This window comes from Cohnella sp. CFH 77786, from assembly GCF_019400745.1.
In the GTDB taxonomy this organism is placed as follows: Bacteria; Bacillota; Bacilli; order Paenibacillales; family Paenibacillaceae; genus Cohnella.
The window spans coordinates 176866-194910 of record NZ_WJIB01000006.1 but is presented as its reverse complement, the minus strand read 5'-3'; the positions used below and the strand labels follow the sequence as shown (position 1 = coordinate 194910).

Genomic DNA, 18045 nt, shown 5'->3' with positions numbered 1-18045 from the left:
TCCGGCATACGTTGAAGTGCGGGGCGAACCGCATTGCAATCGGGGAAGGGTGGGAATCGCAGTGCGGCTATGGAATCTGTCGGCGCGGGAAAACGTGAACCTGTATCTGTTCGTGGGCGTCCTGCTTGTCGTGGGGGCCGTGTTCGGGGCGCTGCTCGTACACGCCCTGACGTTCGAGCAGCAGCAGGAGTTGGCCGAGCACCTGGGTCACTATATGAACACGCTGGAGGATCCTGGCTCTTCGAATCCGGCCGACGCGTTCGGAAGCAGCTTTCTCTTCTATGCCAAATGGCTGCTGCTCATCTGGCTGCTCGGCATCTCGGTCATCGGACTTCCGCTCGTGCTCGTCCTGGACTTTTTGAAAGGAGTTCTGATCGGTTTTGCCGTCGGACTGCTTGTCCATCAATACGCTTGGCAGGGCGTGCTGGTCTCCCTTGCCGCGGTGGCGCCGCAGAACGCCCTCGTCGTACCGGCCCTGATGATCGCCAGCGTTTCCGCCGCCCGCTTCGCCTACTTCGTCGTGCGGGAGAGGCTGTTCCGGCGCAAAGGCAGGCTGCTGCCCCCGTTCCTCGCGCATACGGCCGCGGCGGCCCTCATGCTGGTCATGCTGGGTCTCGCTTCTCTCTACGAAGCCTACGTTTCGCCGCTGCTGCTGGAGCGGGTGGCGCCGCAAGCGTCCGTATCCGGCGTTTCTATCGACGACTTGCGACTCTAGCAGATCAGGTTTGACTTCCGGAATGGCATCCCCCTATAATGGAACCATGCGAATACGGACCGGAGGGGATGAAAGCTTTGGAAGCCCGAATCGAAAAAGTGAAACAACAGCTTCAATCCCAGGGCTACAAGCTGACACCCCAACGGGAAGCGACGGTGCGCGTGCTGCTGGAGAACGAAGAAGACCATCTGAGCGCCGAAGACGTATTCATGTTGGTCAAGGAGAAGGCGCCCGAAATCGGTTTGGCCACCGTGTACCGTACGCTTGAGCTGCTCAGCGAGATGCATGTGGTCGAGAAGCTGAATTTCGGGGACGGGGTCGCCCGTTACGACCTTCGGACGGAAAGCAACAAGCACCATCATCACCACCTGATTTGCGTGCAATGCGGCTCGATGTCGGAGATTCTGGAAGATTGGCTGCTGCCGCTCGAGGAACGGCTGGAGAAGGAATACGGATTCACCGTGCTCGACCACCGACTCGATTTTCAAGGCATTTGCGCCAAATGCAACAGCGAGAACAAAGCCCGCGAATCACAAGACGAACCAGGTCAATGAAACAAGCGCACGACCCCCGCGGTCATGCGCTTTTCTTATTTCAGATTCCGCTTTTACAACAGCTTCTCGAGGTAAGGTTCGATCCGGTCCGGCGTCACGTTCGGAGCGAACCGTTTGACCACGCGTCCTTCCCGGTCGACGAGAAACTTCGTGAAGTTCCATTTAATCGTTTTCGTCCCCAGAAACCCTCGGGCTTCGCGGGTAAGATGGCGAAAGAGCGGATGGGCGTCGGGACCTCGGACGTCGATCTTGGCATGAAGCGGGAAGGTTACCCCGTGATTCAGCTGGCAATGCTGTTCAATGGCGGCTTCGCCGGCCGGCTCCTGGCGGGCGAATTGATTGCTCGGGAAGCCGAGCACCCGCAGGCCGCGGGGACCGTACGTTTCATGCAGGCGCTGAAGACCTTTGTACTGGGGCGCGAATCCGCATTTACTGGCCGTGTTGACGATCAGCATCACTTCTCCGCGGTAGTCGGACAGCTTCTTCGGTTCTCCGCGGATGGTGCGGACTTCAATGTCATAGAGGGACATAGGGGTTTCCTCCCAGGAATGAATCGTTTATAATTAAATTGTATACAATGCAAATGGGAGGCGTCAAGCGTTATGCGCATTCTATGGACCGGAAGGAGAGGAGCGGACGGTGGAGTCCGGTGAAGAGGGGCTAAAACTGGAAAACCAGGTCTGTTTTGCGTTATATTCATTGGCGAAGGAAGTTACGAAATTGTACCATCCCCATCTGAAGAAGCTCGGCCTGACCTACACCCAGTATATCGCTTTGATCGCGCTGTGGGAGAAGGACCGGATCAGCGTCAAGGAACTGGGGGCCCGGCTGTTTCTGGACTCGGGCACGCTGACCCCCTTGCTGAAAAAGCTCGAGAAGATGGGGCTCTTGAAGCGCGAGCGGGACAAGCGGGACGAGCGAAGCTTGGTCATCGCGCTGACTCCGGAAGGCACGGCGCTTCGGGAGAAGGCGAAGGACATTCCGGAACGGCTGTTCTGCGATACCGGCGTAACGGCTTCGGAAGCGGAACTGTTGCGGCGGGTTGTGCAGGACTCGATGAGCAAGATGCGAGGATCGGTGCAGGTCCCGGACAACAAATGATCGAAGGACGGAAACGAGGAGGAGATCACGATGTCCATTTACGATTTCAAAACCCGCAGGCTGAACGGTCAGGAGACCGATTTGTCGCCCTACCGGGGCAAAGTGCTGCTGATCGTGAACACGGCCAGCCAGTGCGGTCTTACCCCGCAGTACGAAGGGCTTCAGAAGCTGTATGACGAGTACCGCGAGCAAGGCTTGGAAATCCTAGGTTTCCCGTGCAATCAGTTCGGTGCGCAAGAGCCGGGAACCCACGAGGAAATCGGGGAATTCTGCAAAATCAATTACGGCGTTACGTTCCCCCTGTTCGAGAAAACGGTCGTGAACGGGCCGGACGCCCATCCGCTGTACAAGTACTTGAAAGAGCAAGCCCCGTTCCAGGGGGAGCCGGCCGGATCGGACGACGAAATCAAATGGAACTTCACGAAATTCCTGATCGGCCGCGACGGCAGCGTCGTCCGCCGATTCGAGCCGTCCGCCGCGCCTGCCGAGCTGGAACCGGCGATTCGGGAGCTGCTGTAGGGCAGCTATAAACGCCCGCTGCGGAGGGGGCGTTCGTGCGGCGGTGATCGCCGCTTCAGGCTTTCTTGGGGGAGTATTTAAGACTCGCGAGTCCGGACGCCGAATCCGACGTTTGCAGCAGACCGGAGCCAACCGCCGTCACGCCCCCCGGGATGCGGAGCGCGGCAGATTTGATCCGGCTCGCGAAGGCGGAGGCGGTCAGCTTGGGCGCGAGGGAACGCAGCAAGGCCGCGCTTCCCGCAACGTGAGGCGCCGACATCGAAGTGCCGGACAACCTTCGGTAGGTCCCTCCCGGCCAAGTGGACAGAATATGGACGCCGGGAGCTCCGACCGCGATGCCCGGTCCTCGGCTGGAGAAAGATGCCGCCCGGTTGTTCTTCGCGAGAGCCGTTACCGCGATCGTCTCCGGATAGCGGGCGGGTGCGTCAAGGACGCCGCTCTTGGCGCCTCCGTTGCCAGCGGATGCCACGATGATGGCGCCTCTGCGCCTGGCGCGGCGGATCGCCTCCCGAAGTGCCAGGCTGTCGCCCGGCAAGCCGAAGCTCATGTTCAGGATCCGGATGCCGTTCGCCAAGCACCAGTCGATTCCCTCGACGATGTCGGACACGAATCCGCTGCCGGATTCGTTCAGCACTTTGACCGCATACAGCAGCACGCCCGGCGCATTGCCGGACAATCCACGGCGTCCCGTCGCGGCGATGATTCCCGCAACGTGGGTCCCATGGCCGTTATCGTCGTGGAATGACGTTCCGCCGAGCGTGTTGACGCCGCCGGCGATCGTCAAATCCGGATGCCTGGCGATTCCCGTGTCCAGCACCCCGACGCGGACCCCCGTCCCGCGGGTAAGCGGCCAAAGCGGCGGCGACTTCACGCGGCATACGTTCCATGGCGCGGTGGGCGGGCAATCGGCCGCCGACCGTACTTTGCCCGCGGCTGGGGCCGCATGGGCTTTTACGCGAATATCGCGCTCCACGTATGCCACGTCCGGGTGGGACTTAAGCAGCGCGTGCTGTCCTTTCTTCGCGGCATGATAGCAAATCATTCTCCGGGCGGCTGACATTCTGACCGGCTTCACTCCGGCGGCCAGCAGGTGCTTAACGCTTCTCCGGTACGCGCCGCCCCGCTTGAACACCACGATCAATCTTTCGGTCCGCGCCGCGGTCGTGCGTTTCGCCGTTAAGGCCAGCAATTCTTCTATCTTGATCATTCGGCTTTCATCTCCCGTAGCAGAATATGTCGGACGCCGCGGGTTGTGCAACGCGATGGATACTGAACCATATGGAGGTATGCGCCATGATCGTCGGAGTGCCGAAAGAAGTGAAGAAGCAGGAGTACCGGGTCGCCTTGACGCCTGCGGGCGCGGGCATGCTCAGGCAGCAAGGGCACGAGGTGGTCGTGCAGGCGGGCGCGGGAGCCGGCAGCGGGTTCCCGGACGAGGAATATGCCGCGGCGGGGGCGGCCGTGGTCGGTACGGCGGAAGCCGTCTGGGAACGCGCGGGCATGATCGTGAAGGTGAAGGAGCCGGTGGCGGAGGAATTCAAGCTGTTCCGGCCCGGGCAAATCGTGTTCACTTACCTGCACCTGGCGGCTGCGCCGGAGCTGGCCAAGGCGCTTATGGACGCGAACGTGACGGCGATTGCGTACGAGACGATCCAGCTGCCGAACCGCAGCCTTCCGCTGCTCATTCCGATGAGCGAAGTGGCGGGAAGAATGTCCGTTCAGGAAGGAGCCAAGTACCTGGAGGCGTTCCAAGGAGGCCGCGGCGTGCTGCTTGGCGGCGTGCCCGGGGTTCCCCCGGCGGAGGTCATCATCATCGGCGGAGGCATCGTGGGCACGAACGCGGCCAAAATGGCGCTCGGGCTCGGGGCCGACGTCGTCGTGCTGGAGAAGAGCGGCGAGCGGATGCGGTATCTCGACGACGTGTTCCAGGGCCGGCTGCGGACGCTGACGAGCAACCCGCACAACATCGCCAGCGCCGTCCGGAAGGCGGATTTGCTGATCGGAGCCGTGCTCGTGCCCGGCGCGCGGGCGCCGCGGCTCGTGACGGAGGACATGGTGAAGACGATGAAGAAAGGCGCCGTCATCGTGGACGTCGCGGTCGACCAAGGCGGTTCGATCGAGACGATCGACCGCGCCACGACCCACGAGAACCCCGTATACGAGAAGCACGGCGTCATCCATTACGCCGTCGCCAACATGCCGGGAGCGGTCCCGAGGACTTCGACGCTCGCGCTGACCAACGTCACGATCGACTACGTGATGCGGCTGGCGGCCCACGGCTTCGCGGCGGCCGTCGCGGCGGATCCGGCCCTGGCGCTCGGCGTCAATGTCCATCAAGGGGCCATCACCCATCCGCAAGTCGCGGAAGCGGTCGGATCCCCTTACGTGCCGCTATCCTTGCCACGTTAATCGTCATGAATCGCGTCCCGTCCACATACCGTAAAACGAGAATACGGACAAGGACGGGAATCGGACATGGGGGAATTGAACGACAAATGGTGGGAACGGCTGAAGTTTACGTTGTTTTTCCTGGTGCTGACCGTGATCGTACACAGTCTGTTCGGCTGGTTCCACGGGTGGCTCAAGCCGCAGGATCCCTACAAAGAGCCGGAAGGCCGGGCGACCAAAGTATTTCGTTCCGGTTCGGGAGACGATCCGGACGTGTCGCCCGGAGACCGGCTGCGGCTATTTTATTGGTACGGGGAATAGGAGGCGAGCCGATCGCCGATGAGAACTTGGATTCAGGCTTACTTGAACAGACTGGAGGAAGACCGCGCCGTATCGGTTAGCACCCGTCTGAGTTACGGACGGGATTTGCGGGATTTCGCGGAAGCGATGGAGCGGATGGATGTGCATGTGCCGCGTGCGCTGCTTTCTTCGCATGTGCAAGCCTATTTGCATCGGCTCCGCCAGGAGGGGAAGTCCGCGGCTACGATCGCCCGGCGCCTGGTGTCCGTGCGCGCTTTGTGCCGGTTCGGAGTCATCGAACGGATACTCGAACGGGATCCCACGCTGCAGCTTGATGCTCCGAAGCCGGAGCGAAAGGCTCCGCGCACCCTCTCCGCCGAGGAAGTCGGGAGGCTGCTCGAAGCGCCGGACGAGGATACCGTGCAGGGTCTGCGTGACCGGGCGATGCTGGAATTGTTGTATGCCTCCGGTATGCGGGTGTCCGAATTGATGGCGCTTGACGTGGGCCATGTCCGCCCCGATATGGGCTTCCTGCATTGCTCGGGCCCCGGCAGCCGGGAACGGATCGTTCCGATCGGGGGCGCCGCTGTCCGCTTGCTGAAGCGTTACCTGGAGGAAGGCCGAGGCAGGCTGCTTCGGCCGGACAAGCCGACGGATGCCTTGTTCCCGAATCATCTCGGCACCCGCATGACGCGCCAGGGCTTCTGGAAAGTCATCAAGAAATACGCCGGTACGGCGGGCATTGCCGCGGAATTGACGCCGCATGCGCTGCGGCAATCGTTTGCCGTCCATTTGCTGGGCAATGGGGCGGACATCCGGGCGGTGCAGGAAATGTTAGGCCATGCCAGTCCCCAAACGACGCAGAGATACCAGACGTCCCCTAAAGCCAGAGTCAAAGAGGAATATGACCGCGCGCACCCGCGGGCGCGATAGGGCGATTGCGTCGCTTTTGGGGGATAAAATTTGAGGAGGATCAGTATGACATTCGAACGGATCGCCGTGATCGTGCTGGACAGCGTCGGGATCGGAGAACTTCCGGACGCAAGCCAATACGGCGACGCAGGCGCCCACACGCTGGGCCACATCGCGCAAGCCGTTCCCGGCGTTTCGCTGCCGCATATGAGAAAGCTCGGGCTTGCGAACATCGCTCCCATCGCCGATTGGAAGGCGGATCCTGCGCCTACCGGCCATTACGGGAAAATGGCGGAGGTATCGGCGGGCAAAGACACGATGACGGGGCATTGGGAGCTCATGGGGCTGCGCATCGAGACTCCATTCCGCACGTTTCCGGACGGGTTCCCCCCGGCGCTGATCGAGGCCTTCGAGCAGGAAACGGGACGCCGCGTCATCGGCAACAAGGCCGCTTCCGGCACCGAAATCTTGGACGAACTCGGAGAAGAGCAAATGAAGACCGGCGCTTGGATCGTCTACACGTCGGCCGACAGCGTGTTCCAGTTGGCCGCGCACGAAGAGATCATCCCGCTGGAGGAATTGTACGATGCTTGCCGGATCGCCCGCAGGCTGACGATGAAGGAAGAGTTCTCGGTGGGCCGGGTGATCGCCAGGCCTTATGTCGGCCAGCCCGGCGCCTTCAAACGGACGGCCAATCGCCACGATTACGCCGTGAAACCGCCGAAGCCGACCGTGTTGAACGCCCTTAAGGAAGCAGGACGGGACGTGATCGCGGTGGGGAAAATCAACGATATTTTCGACGGGGAAGGCATCACGCGAGCGATTCCGACGAAGAGCAACGCGCACGGAATCGAAACGACGCTGCAGGAACTGAAGCGTCCGTTCCATGGCCTGCTGTTCACGAACCTGGTCGATTTCGACTCCTTATACGGCCATCGCCGCGACCCGGAAGGCTATGCACGCGCCTTGGAGGAATTCGACCGGGCCGTGCCGGAATTGCTGGCCGCCCTGAGCGAACGGGATTTGCTCGTCATAACGGCTGATCACGGGAACGATCCGACGCATGCCGGCACCGACCATACTCGCGAGTATGTGCCACTGCTGGCCTGTAGTCCAGCGTTCAGCCGGCCGGGAGATCTCGGTACGCTGGCAACGTATGCGGATTTGGCCGCCACGATCGCCGACAATTTCGGACTTCGGTCGTTCGCGACCCACGGACGCAGCTTTCTGGAACGATTGGTTTAAGAATTAAGGTTGAAGTTGAAGCCAAAACAAGGAGAGGGAGATTCCATGACACACATTACCCAAGCCATCATTAACGAGGCGGCGCAATATATCGCCGCGCGCATTCAGGATAAACCGGAAATCGGCCTCATTCTCGGTTCGGGACTCGGCGTGCTCGGCGACGATCTCGATCAATCGGTTACGATCCCGTATCGCGACATTCCGCATTTTCCGGTATCCACCGTGGAAGGGCATGCGGGGGAACTGGTCATCGGCCGGATGCAGGATCGCAGTGTCGTGCTCATGCGAGGACGGTTTCATCTCTATGAAGGCTATGCGGCCGAGCAGACGACGCTCCCGGTCCGGGTCATGAAAGCCCTCGGCGTGAAGACGCTGCTCGTCACGAACGCCGCCGGAGGCGTCAATCTCGGCTTCGAGGCGGGCGACTTGATGGTCATCTCCGACCATCTGAACCTGACGGGGCGCAATCCGCTCATCGGACCGAACGATAACGAGCTCGGCGCGCGTTTCCCCGATATGTCGGAAGCTTACAGCCGCAGGCTGCGCGAGGTGGCGAAGCAGTCCGCCGCCGGGCTGGGCTTCGAACTGAAGGAAGGCGTATACGCCGGGCTGCTGGGACCGAATTACGAGACGCCCGCCGAAATCCGCATGCTGCGGACGCTCGGCGCCGACGCGGTCGGCATGTCCACGGTCGCGGAAGTCATCGTGGCGCGCCACTCGGGCATCGAGGTGCTGGGCATTTCCTGCATCAGCAACATGGCCGCCGGCATTCTGGACCAACCGCTGTCGCACGAGGAAGTCATGGAAACGTCCGAGAAAGTGAAGGACCGGTTCATCTCGCTGGTCATGTCCGTTTTGGCGAAAATGTAAAGGTTCTATGCTTGGAGACGGGAGTACGCTGATCCTAAGTCGGCGGAAACCGTCTCTTTGCCATATCGTACCGGCCCGGTCAAACCGACTGTCCGCTCCATGTGGTATAATGGAAGGATATCGTTCGATCATTCCGACCGACGCAAGAAGGGGCGAATCATGACGCAACCCGTATCGTTAGCCGATATCCGCGCTTGGTGCGGCGAAGACATTTACCGGAAAGGCCAGACGTATTTCAAGCAGAAAAGGGTTCTGCGCCTGGAACGCGACCCGGACGGACGCCTGTTCGACGCCGTCGTGACGGGTACGAAGCGTTACAACGTGCATCTGGAGCTGTACGACGAAGGCGAACCGTCCGCGGCATGCGAGTGCCCGTATTACGAATCGACGCGGACGCCCTGCAAGCATATCGCGGCCGTCCTTCTGCGCATCCACGAGCTTCAGGGCGGAGCGGCCCAACCGGACGAAGCGCCCGTGATCACGAACGAGCACGTGTTTCTGGCGCGGAACATGATTTCGATTTTCGACAGGGCGCCGGCCGCGGACGCCGCGGAAGGCGATTACTTGCTCGGGGAGCAGGAAACGGTAAACTTCGAATACACGTGCACGGCCTCGGCGTCGCAGCGAAAGCCTACGTTGACGATCGAGATCAAGCTTGGCACGAAACGGTTGTATACGATCCAGAGAATCAAGCAGCTGCTGGGGCATATCGAAAACGGGACGCCTTACGAAATCGCCAAGCTGTTTACGCTGGATCCGACCGTCCATTCGTTTACCGAAACCGACCGGGCGATTCTCGATCATCTCGTGGATATTTCGCGCAACGAGACGGCTTACCGGGAATCGCACCTCATGTACGCCTTCTCCGGATTAACGGGGAACGACCGGATGCTGTTTATTCCGCCCTATGCCTGGGAAAGGCTGCTCCCGTTGCTGCTGAAGGCGAACGTTCGGTTCGTGCACGGGGGGCAAACCTACTCCGACCTGAGAGAGGAGCACGGCAGCGTACCGCTCACGTTCCGGTTCAGCCAGCCTTCCCAGGAGGTGTACCGCGTCGCGGTGGAAGGCCTGCAGCACGTCACGGTACTGGAGCCTTACGACGCGTGTTTGGAGGGCAACCGAATCTATCGGATGGATTCGGCGACGTGCAAGCAAATCGCGGAACTGAAGAACATGTTCTCACGCACGTCGGGCCACCAGGTGCTTATCTCTCCCGCCCATCTTGAGCTGTTCCTTGCGCGAGTCGTTCCCGGTTTGAAGCGGATCGGGCCGGTCATCTTCGAAGAGAACGTGCAGAACCGGATCGTGACGGCGCCATTGGCAGCCAAGCTTTACTTGGACCGAGACGATGACCGGCTGCTCGCCCGCCTGGAATTCGTTTACGGAGATGTCTCTCTGGATCCGCTGCTTTCCAGAACCGGGCGGGCCGAGCGGACTGACAAAATCTTGCTGCGGGACGGCGAGAAGGAAAGCCGCGTCATGTCGTTGATCGAGCAAATCCCGTTCCGGTACGACGGCAAATCGCTCCACCTGGACGAAGAAGACGACATTTACCATTTTCTGTTCCGTACGCTGCCTCAACTGAACAAGTGGACGGAAGTATACGCCACGGCGGCCGTCGAAAGCATGCTCGCGGCTCCGCCGCGTCCGCCCAAGGTGATGATCGATCTTGATCCCGGCACAGATTGGCTCGAGGTCCGGTTCGACATGGACGGCATTGACGATGAGGAAATCCGGGACCTGCTCCGTCATTTGGTGGAGAAGAAAAAGTACTACCGGATGCCGAACGGGGCCTACGTGTCGCTAGAAGACGAGGGTTACGCGTCGATCGGACGCATGCTCGAGGAAATGGAGTTCAAGAGGTACGAGCTTCAAGACACGCGGCTTCAGCTGTCCGTCTCCCGCGGGCTGCGGTTTCTCGACCCGGAGGACAAAGTGCAGGGCGTCAAGCTGGGCCAGCGGTTCCGCGAGATGCTGGAAAACATGCGCCACCCGGACAGTCTGGACTTCCACGTTCCGGAAACGCTGCACCCGATCCTGCGGGATTATCAGAAATACGGATTCCAGTGGATGAAGACGTTGGCGCATTACCGTTTCGGCGGCATTCTTGCCGATGACATGGGGCTCGGTAAAACGCTGCAAAGCATCGCCTTCCTGTTGTCGGAGCTGCCTCGGATCCGGGAAGACGGCTTGCCCGCGCTGATCGTGTGCCCGGCATCGCTGACATACAACTGGTGGAACGAGCTTCGGAAGTTCGCTCCGGACATTCGCGCGGTCGTCGTGGAAGGGGATAAATCGGCTCGGGGGGATATCCTGGGCGATTTGTCGGGCGTGGACGTCCTGATCACGTCGTACCCGCTGCTCAGAAGAGATGCCGAGGAATTCTCGGAATTGCGGTTTTCCGTGCTGATCCTCGACGAGGCGCAGGCGATCAAAAACCATGCGACCCAGACGGCCCAAACGGTCAAGGATCTCCGGGCCATGCACAGGTTCGCGCTCACCGGAACCCCGATCGAGAACCGGCTGGAGGAGCTGTGGTCCATCTTCGACGCGGTGTTCCCGGAGCTGTTCTGGAACCGCAAACGGTTCTCCGAGCTGTCGCCGGAGCAGGTGGCGAAGAAAATCCGTCCGTTCTTGCTCCGGAGGCTCAAATCCGACGTGCTGAAGGAGCTGCCCGATAAAATCGAGACGGTTCAGGCTTCCGAACTGCTGCCGGACCAGAAGAAGCTGTATCTCGCCTACCTGGCGCGTTTGCAGGAGGACGCCATCCGGCGCATTCGCGAAGACGGCTTCCAGAAAAGCCGGATGCACATTCTGGCCGGCATGACGCGGCTGCGCCAATTGTGCTGCCACCCGGCAATGTTCGTGGAAGGATACTCGGGCGAATCGGGCAAGCTGGAGCAGCTGCTCGAGATCGTGGAGGAGTGCCGCGGAGCGGGAAAACGGATGCTCATATTCTCCCAGTTCACCGAGATGCTCGGCATTATCCGCGGGGAATTGGGGAAACTCGGCGTCTCGTTCTTCTACCTGGACGGCCAGACGCCGGGCCGCGACAGGGTGGAGATGTGCCGCAAGTTTAACGAGGGAGAGGGGGAGCTGTTCCTCATCTCGCTGAAAGCCGGGGGAACCGGCCTTAACCTCGTCGGGGCGGACACGGTGCTGTTGTTCGACCTCTGGTGGAACCCGGCCGTCGAGCAGCAGGCCGCGGACAGGGCCCATCGCATCGGGCAGAAGAACGTCGTGCAGGTGATCCGGCTCGTCACGCAAGGGACGATCGAGGAGAAGATGTACGCTTTGCAGCAGCGGAAGCGGGATTTGATCGACGCCGTGGTGCAGCCGGGCGAGGAAGCGCTGGCGTCGCTGGGAGAAGAGGATATTCGCGAGCTGCTGATGATTTGAAAATGAGTCAATTCCGACGTATAGGCTTATATAAGGTCGATAACAGAAAGGCCGAAAGCAGAAGAAACACCCGAAACCCGGGTGTTTTTTGTTTGCGGCGCCCGTCCGAGCGTGACATGTTGAGTTTTTCTTCGATAATCCATGTGATTACCAATTTGTTTAGATTTTGTTGATTTTGATGGTGTATCCTGAAATACAATGGCTGCCCACATAAGTTGCATAAATTGCCAGGTAATTATGAATGCGGGAGGACGGGGGTTAACGATGAAGCGTATAAACAACTGACTTCATCGCACGGTGGAAGTGCGACATTTTTATGGAAGTAGACAAAACGTGAGGTGAAGTTTTCGCATATGTCGAAATTGAAAAACCCAATGAACTTGTTTTTAACGCTGCTCTTAACGCTAAGCATTGTTTTGCCTTCTACGCTCATACGCGTCGATGCCGCAACCGCAATGTCAGGCTTGATTACGAGCGTAGCCGTTTACAATCAGAAACCGGTTTTTGATGAAAACGGAACCCTAACCCCACAAGGGGATAAGATCCAGGACGTCAGGCCAGACGTCAACAAAGAAGTGGCCGTTATCTACAGTTGGGATTTAGCGGACAACCATGGCTACCAAGGTGGTGACACTTATACCTTCAGCCTGCCTTCGGAGCTGCAGGTTCCATCTCGGTTGACAGGATCATTAACGGGCGGCGTCGGCGATTTTGTCGTCGAGACGGATGGAACGGTTACGTTTACGTTTAATGATAGCATCAATGGCGGGGTAGGATATGCAGGGTATTTTTATGTCTGGCTGAAATTCGACCAAAGCAATCTTGGAGACGGCCTGGAGCACGAAATCGATTTCAACTACGATGGAAAAACCACAGCGATCCCAGTCCATTTCGCCAATACCGCCACAGACGGGTTGAAGAAAACCGCCCAAGCCAACAAGAACAACTTCAACTCGGATGAAATCGTTTGGACCTTGGAATTCAATCAAGGCGAAAATGAAATAAAAAATGCTCAATTGACGGATACGTTGCCATCCGGGCTGACCCTGAAAGGCAACATTCAAATTTGCAAGATGCAAGTACAATTGGACGGATCTCTTAAATCGAAGGTCCCTTCCGATTGCACGACGGAAACCGCGTTTCCTGTTGCGTTGGGCGATATTAATAATGCCTACCGCGTAACCTACACGACGAGCGTCGCGGCACCAACGACAGCGCCTTTCACGAATGTGGAATACGCGAACTCCGCGTCGTTGACGGGAAACAATATCACGGAACAAAAGGCCGTCGCGAAAACGACGATCAGCTTCAACGAGCCGTTGAAGAAGAAAATCCTCAGTTACGATTCCGTGACCCAATCGGTCTACTGGAAGGTCGAATACAACTACAACCAACAATCGATCTCTCAAACGGATGCCTGGATGGAAGATACTTTTGATACGGCAGAGTTTGAGTTGATCCCCACATCCCTTAAAGTATACGAAGTTACAATAAATGCGAATGGGACTGCGGGCGGTCGTTCGCTTGTCGATTCAAGTCAGTATTCCGTACAAGGGGTTGGCACCGGGTTTGACGGCGGCTTTAAACTGAAGTTCAACGAGGCTGCCGGGATTACCAAAGCGTACGATATCGAGTATGCGCTCCGAGCGGTCAATCGTGTATATGTAGATAGAGATGTTTCGAACACGGTTACGACGTATAACGCAACCAAAATCTTAACGCAACGTCTCAAGGAAGTTATTTTCGCGAAGAGCGTTAACAAGGAAGATTTCCAGAACAAAATAATTACCTGGAACTTGGTCATCAATCAAGATCAAAAAGACATGTCGGACATTGTCATTACCGATGATTACGCCGGCATGCATATGAAGCTGGCCCCGGCTAGCATTCAGGTGACGGGGGCGGACCCGGCTGATTTCGTGCTGGAGGTCGTTTCCGGGGACACGAATTACGAAAGCGGCTTTCGTCTTAAGTTGAAGACCGGAGTCGTTATCCAAGACAAGGTTGTTATCACCTATACGACTTCCTTCGATCCGACGGCAGGCATGCCTCCGGGCAATAAGTATACCAATACGGGGACGATCAATTGGAAGGAAAGCGGAGTCAGTCAAACCGCCATTACCAAAAGCGCTGCGGTAACCCCGCAAGATTACACGATCAACAACGGCAAGAAAAAGGGCGAGTACAACGCCGCGGATAAAACGATCCTTTGGACGATCGACGTCAACTATAATCTCTATGACATTCAAGATGCGATAATCAAAGACCACTATACCGCCACGGAAGGATCGCAAGCTCTTGTCACTGATTCCTTAACCGTGAACAAGCTGGAGCTGCAATCGGGCAATAATACGTTTAAAATCGGCGATCCGGTTACACTGACCGATGGTCAATTCGTATTGAATCCCGACGGCCAAGGCTTCGTACTGAAGCTGGGCAACATCGGAAAAACAGCCTATCGGATTCAGTACAAGACGAAGCTGAACCCTGCGGACGGATATAAGATCGCAGGATCGTATTCGAACGGCGCAACGCTGCAAGACAGCGAGTCCGGCACACCAATCTTTAACCAATCCGCGACGGTCACGCCCATGCATGGCGGGAAATACATTGATAAAACCGGCAAACAAGAAGGAACGACCGACCGCGCGACCTGGACGGTGAATATCAACCCGAGCCAGTCTTATGTCGCGGCCGGTTCCGTCGTCACGGATACGTTATCGGATAACCAAATCCTGCTGGCGGATTCGTTTAAGTTGTATAAAACGAGTATACCTGCGGATAATTCCGGCAATGTCTCGACCAAAGCCGGGCTGGTGGATGCAGCCGATTACGAGCTTAACGTGACGGGCAACACATTCACAATAACCTTCAAGAACGCCTTGACCACGGCCTACCTGTTAGAATATCAATCGTTTATTAATGCCGACGATGGAGAGCGGATCGGGAATAATGTCCAATTCGCGGGTCAGTCGAAATCGGTCATCGGCTCCGATGGACAACAAGGTGTCAAAGTGGCACTCGCCGATGCGGGCGGGGGAACTTCGACCGGAAACGGGCAAATTCAAATCGTCAAAACCGACGACCGGGATCAGCCGCTTCCAGGCGTTAAGTTCGAGCTGTACAACGCGGCAGGAACGACGCTGTTAGAAACCCTCGTTACGGACGCGGACGGAAAAGCCATAACAAAGCGAAGTTACCGGTTGAACAAAACAACCGGATTGCCATACACGCTGAAGGAAGTGTCTGCTCCTAGCGGCTATTTGGTTGATCCTGATTACAGCGCAGGCAAAAAGATATCTTTCAAAGATTCCGCCGTTCCGTTTAAAATCGTGAATAAAAAGATCCGCCAAGGCTTCGAACTGATCAAGACGGATGCCGCGGATCCGACAAAAAAATTGGAAGGCGCGATTTTCGAACTGCGTGATACAACCGACACGGTTGTGGACACTTTGACTACAGGCACTGACGGGAGAATCGCCAAGGGCGATTTGCCGGCCGGAAACTACAAGCTTACGGAAATCAAGGCTCCTCAATTTTACGACCTGGATGCGACGCCGATTCCCTTTACCATCGTGGCCAACCAAACCGAGATCGTCAAACTTTCCAAAACGAACGTTCGGGGTTCAAACGGAACTTTAACGATTACGAAGGTAAACGCGAAGAATCAGTCCGTCATTGAGGGAGTGGAATTCGAGCTTCGCGATGCTTCTGACGTCGTCGTGGCTACGGGCAAGACGGACGTAAACGGCGTGGTCCAATTTACGAACCTTTCTTACGGCCAGTATAAGTTGGTTGAAACGAAAGCCGACGGATACGTGATAGAGCAGCCCGAAACGGATGTCGCCATCGATAAATCGTTGACGGTACTCACGATCGAAAACAAAGAAAACGTGCGTTCCGTCCGCTTGAAGAAATTCAATGCGGATAAAAGCGCGGCGCTTCAAGGTGCCGTCTTCGAATTGAAAGCCCGGACGCCGTTTATTGATCTCGATGGCAATGATATTTACGAAAAGGTCACAAGCATCGATGCTTCAAAACTCACGACGGACCTCAACGGCGAGTTCATGTTGGAAGATTTGCCGCCGAATCGTTATCAACTTGTCGAAATCCAAGCGCCGGCCGGTTACAAATTGGACCAAACTCCAGTGGATTTCGTGATCACGAATACACAAATAACGGCCGTTTCCGTTGAGAAAACCAATGTAAGGATTCCCTCCTCCGGCGGAGGAGGCGGAACTCCGAGCGATCCGCCGAAACAACCGGATCCGGAGAAGCCGACAGACCCGGATAAACCGAAAGACCCGGAAAAACCGACTGACCCAGAAAAACCGGTAGTCCCGGAAAAACCGGTAGATCCAAATAAACCGGTAGACCCGGAAAAACCAGTAGACCCGGGCAAACCAGGCAATCCTGAAAAGCCCGCAAAGCCCAAAGAGAACGTGACGACACCGGAAAATAAGCCCAAAACGGGCGAGGTAGTCGTACCGGAAGGCGGCAAAGCCGAAATCAGCGAGAAACCGAAGCACGGTACCGTTACCGTTGATCCGGACGGCAAGTGGAAATACACGCCGAATAAAGGGTACACGGGCAAAGATACCTTCACGATTGTCGTTACGGACAAAGACGGCAACCAAGAAGAAGTGCTCGTAGAGGTGGACGTGCAGAAAGTGCCGCGTGGCGGAGCTACGGGTGCTGTCCCTGGCAAGACATTGCCGAAAACGGGAGAAGAGAGCCATCTGCCGATGCAACTTGCAGGGCTTGGCTTGGTCGTAATTGGAGGAGTCATCCTGCTTCTTAGAAGGAGACAAAATCGAAAAGCGTAGTCGGTAGTCATTCACAAGGCCTGCTGGGATCAGCAGGCTTCTTTTTTCGCATTTGACATTTCACTCATATTTTGATTGCCATAATGAGGATGATGGTCTATAATACAATATATGACAAGCCATATCCGATAAACGGCAAACCTGTCGAAAGGCAGCGACGCAAAGCTACAGGGCCTTCCCCGCAAGGGTGGCAGCCAGCTACCGAAGACAGCGGCTTTTTTTGTTTGTTTAGTAGCTTAGGTGGAACAACTCGACAACGGCAAACCTGTCGAAAGACAGGGACGCAAAGCTACAGGGCCTTCCCCGCAAGGGTGGCAGCCAGCTACCGAAAGGAGTTTATCTATGCGTACGATAATGAAATTGATTTCGATTCTTCTACTCTCTATGTTTCTGATGCCCTCTTGGGCGTTCGCCAATTCGGATACGGCCGATGGATGGCTGGTCACGTCACGCCTGGATAAAGGCGCCGTCGGTATACGCTATGAGATGAAGAACGATATTCTGACGAAAGTAAGAATCAAGAAAGGCGATTCCGCCTACGTGTACTCGCTGATGAAATCTTCACCACTGGAGACGGAATGGTTCCCGGTTCAGATGGGGGACGGAAGCTACGAGGTAGCGGTGCTGGAGAACGTGTCGGGCAATAAATACCGAATCGCCGCAATGAAAACCGTGGAAGTCAAGGTAGATGAGGCTTCAGACGTGTTTCTGAATCCGGTGCAGAACGTCGATTGGGTGAACGCCTCCAAAACCGTTGCCAAAGCGAAGGAATTGACCCGCAACAGCAAGACGGACGCTCAGAAGGTAACGGCTATCTATAAGTACGTTGTAGGAAGCATCCGCTACGACAAAGAGCTCGCCAAGAAGGTGCAAAGCGAGTACGTGCCCGATTTGGATGAGACGCTTGTTTCCCGCAAAGCCATTTGCTACGGGTACGCGTCCTTGTTCGCTGCCATGCTTCGCAGCGAAGGTATTCCGACGAAAGTCGTCATGGGCACCTCGACTGCGGTAACCGAATATCATGCGTGGAACGAAGTTCTGCTGAACGGAAAATGGGTCGTCGTCGATACGACGGTCGATGCAGGCAACCAAGCAGCGGGTAATAAGACCGTGATGGCCAAGAAGGCGGCCGATTATCAGGCGGAAAAAATCTATTAAGCGATGGAACGCAAACGACCCCTGCCCGGCACCCGGGCAGGGGTCGTTTGAATGTCAG

General features: G+C 57.2%; 14 protein-coding genes and 2 riboswitches. Of the genes, 12 read left to right on the top strand and 2 right to left on the bottom strand.

The features are described from left to right. Positions 1-61: 61 nt before the first annotated feature. Together spoIIM and fur are read left to right on the top strand one after the other, a co-directional pair. A complete protein-coding gene (gene spoIIM / locus GE107_RS11765; protein ID WP_370636365.1) occupies positions 62-715 on the top strand; it encodes a stage II sporulation protein M in 654 nt (217 codons plus the stop codon). A 77-nt stretch (positions 716-792) separates the two neighbouring features. Next, positions 793-1269: a ferric iron uptake transcriptional regulator gene (fur, locus tag GE107_RS11760; protein ID WP_219640140.1), complete on the top strand. Its 477-nt coding sequence runs from the start codon at positions 793-795 to the stop codon at positions 1267-1269. Between the two features lie 53 nt (positions 1270-1322). Here fur and GE107_RS11755 read toward each other — a convergent pair whose 3' ends face one another. After that, positions 1323-1799, bottom strand: a complete 477-nt coding sequence (locus GE107_RS11755) for a glutathione peroxidase (RefSeq protein WP_219640138.1) — start codon at positions 1797-1799, stop codon at positions 1323-1325. Between the two features lie 109 nt (positions 1800-1908). On the opposite strand from GE107_RS11755, the gene GE107_RS11750 reads away from it, so the two are divergent. Further along, positions 1909-2370 carry a MarR family winged helix-turn-helix transcriptional regulator gene (locus tag GE107_RS11750; protein ID WP_219640136.1) on the top strand — a complete coding sequence of 154 codons (462 nt, stop codon included), beginning with the start codon at positions 1909-1911 and terminating at the stop codon, positions 2368-2370. Between the two features lie 30 nt (positions 2371-2400). Next, positions 2401-2889, top strand: a complete 489-nt coding sequence (locus tag GE107_RS11745; RefSeq protein WP_219640134.1) for a glutathione peroxidase — start codon at positions 2401-2403, stop codon at positions 2887-2889. 55 nt (positions 2890-2944) lie between these two features. On the opposite strand, the gene GE107_RS11740 is transcribed toward GE107_RS11745, so the two are convergent. After that, the gene (locus tag GE107_RS11740; RefSeq protein WP_219640131.1) at positions 2945-4096 is read right to left on the bottom strand and encodes a S8 family peptidase; all 1152 of its coding nucleotides are present in this window, start codon (positions 4094-4096) and stop codon (positions 2945-2947) included. An 86-nt stretch (positions 4097-4182) separates the two neighbouring features. On the opposite strand from GE107_RS11740, the gene ald reads away from it, so the two are divergent. The 8 genes from ald (at position 4183) to GE107_RS11700 (ending at position 17987) form a co-directional block, all read left to right on the top strand. Then, the gene (gene ald, locus GE107_RS11735; RefSeq protein WP_219640129.1) at positions 4183-5298 is read left to right on the top strand and encodes an alanine dehydrogenase; all 1116 of its coding nucleotides are present in this window, start codon (positions 4183-4185) and stop codon (positions 5296-5298) included. Positions 5299-5364: 66 nt separating this feature from the next. Continuing rightward, positions 5365-5598 (top strand): DUF4227 family protein, encoded by a 234-nt coding sequence (locus tag GE107_RS11730; protein WP_219640127.1) that lies wholly within the window; start codon positions 5365-5367, stop codon positions 5596-5598. Positions 5599-5616: 18 nt separating this feature from the next. Continuing rightward, positions 5617-6510 (top strand): tyrosine recombinase, encoded by an 894-nt coding sequence (locus GE107_RS11725; RefSeq protein ID WP_219640125.1) that lies wholly within the window; start codon positions 5617-5619, stop codon positions 6508-6510. A gap of 45 nt (positions 6511-6555) precedes the next feature. Further along, complete coding sequence (locus tag GE107_RS11720; RefSeq protein ID WP_219640123.1) at positions 6556-7734, top strand: phosphopentomutase; 1179 nt, start codon at positions 6556-6558, stop codon at positions 7732-7734. 45 nt (positions 7735-7779) lie between these two features. Continuing rightward, positions 7780-8604, top strand: a complete 825-nt coding sequence (locus tag GE107_RS11715) for a purine-nucleoside phosphorylase (RefSeq protein ID WP_219640121.1) — start codon at positions 7780-7782, stop codon at positions 8602-8604. 159 nt (positions 8605-8763) lie between these two features. Further along, positions 8764-12003, top strand: a complete 3240-nt coding sequence (locus GE107_RS11710) for a DEAD/DEAH box helicase (RefSeq protein ID WP_219640119.1) — start codon at positions 8764-8766, stop codon at positions 12001-12003. A gap of 353 nt (positions 12004-12356) precedes the next feature. Beyond that, entirely contained in the window at positions 12357-16829 is a 4473-nt protein-coding gene (locus GE107_RS11705; protein WP_219640117.1) for a SpaA isopeptide-forming pilin-related protein, read from the top strand. Positions 16830-16953: 124 nt separating this feature from the next. Then, a riboswitch (cyclic di-GMP riboswitch) is annotated at positions 16954-17035 on the top strand. Between the two features lie 42 nt (positions 17036-17077). Continuing rightward, positions 17078-17159: riboswitch (cyclic di-GMP riboswitch) on the top strand. 12 nt (positions 17160-17171) lie between these two features. Further along, positions 17172-17987, top strand: a complete 816-nt coding sequence (locus GE107_RS11700) for a transglutaminase-like domain-containing protein (RefSeq protein WP_219640115.1) — start codon at positions 17172-17174, stop codon at positions 17985-17987. Positions 17988-18045: the final 58 nt, after the last annotated feature.

Bases quoted from the DNA above. Each gene is read 5' to 3' on its own strand.
- GE107_RS11700 (WP_219640115.1), top strand. From the start codon at position 17,172: ATGCGTACGATAATGAAATTGATTTCGATTCTTCTACTCTCTATGTTT.
- ald (WP_219640129.1), top strand. From the start codon at position 4,183: ATGATCGTCGGAGTGCCGAAAGAAGTGAAGAAGCAGGAGTACCGGGTC.
- GE107_RS11745 (WP_219640134.1), top strand. From the start codon at position 2,401: ATGTCCATTTACGATTTCAAAACCCGCAGGCTGAACGGTCAGGAGACC.
- GE107_RS11705 (WP_219640117.1), top strand. From the start codon at position 12,357: ATGTCGAAATTGAAAAACCCAATGAACTTGTTTTTAACGCTGCTCTTA.
- GE107_RS11720 (WP_219640123.1), top strand. From the start codon at position 6,556: ATGACATTCGAACGGATCGCCGTGATCGTGCTGGACAGCGTCGGGATC.
- GE107_RS11740 (WP_219640131.1), bottom strand. From the start codon at position 4,096: ATGATCAAGATAGAAGAATTGCTGGCCTTAACGGCGAAACGCACGACC.
- GE107_RS11715 (WP_219640121.1), top strand. From the start codon at position 7,780: ATGACACACATTACCCAAGCCATCATTAACGAGGCGGCGCAATATATC.
- GE107_RS11755 (WP_219640138.1), bottom strand. From the start codon at position 1,799: ATGTCCCTCTATGACATTGAAGTCCGCACCATCCGCGGAGAACCGAAG.
- GE107_RS11710 (WP_219640119.1), top strand. From the start codon at position 8,764: ATGACGCAACCCGTATCGTTAGCCGATATCCGCGCTTGGTGCGGCGAA.
- GE107_RS11725 (WP_219640125.1), top strand. From the start codon at position 5,617: ATGAGAACTTGGATTCAGGCTTACTTGAACAGACTGGAGGAAGACCGC.
- GE107_RS11730 (WP_219640127.1), top strand. From the start codon at position 5,365: ATGGGGGAATTGAACGACAAATGGTGGGAACGGCTGAAGTTTACGTTG.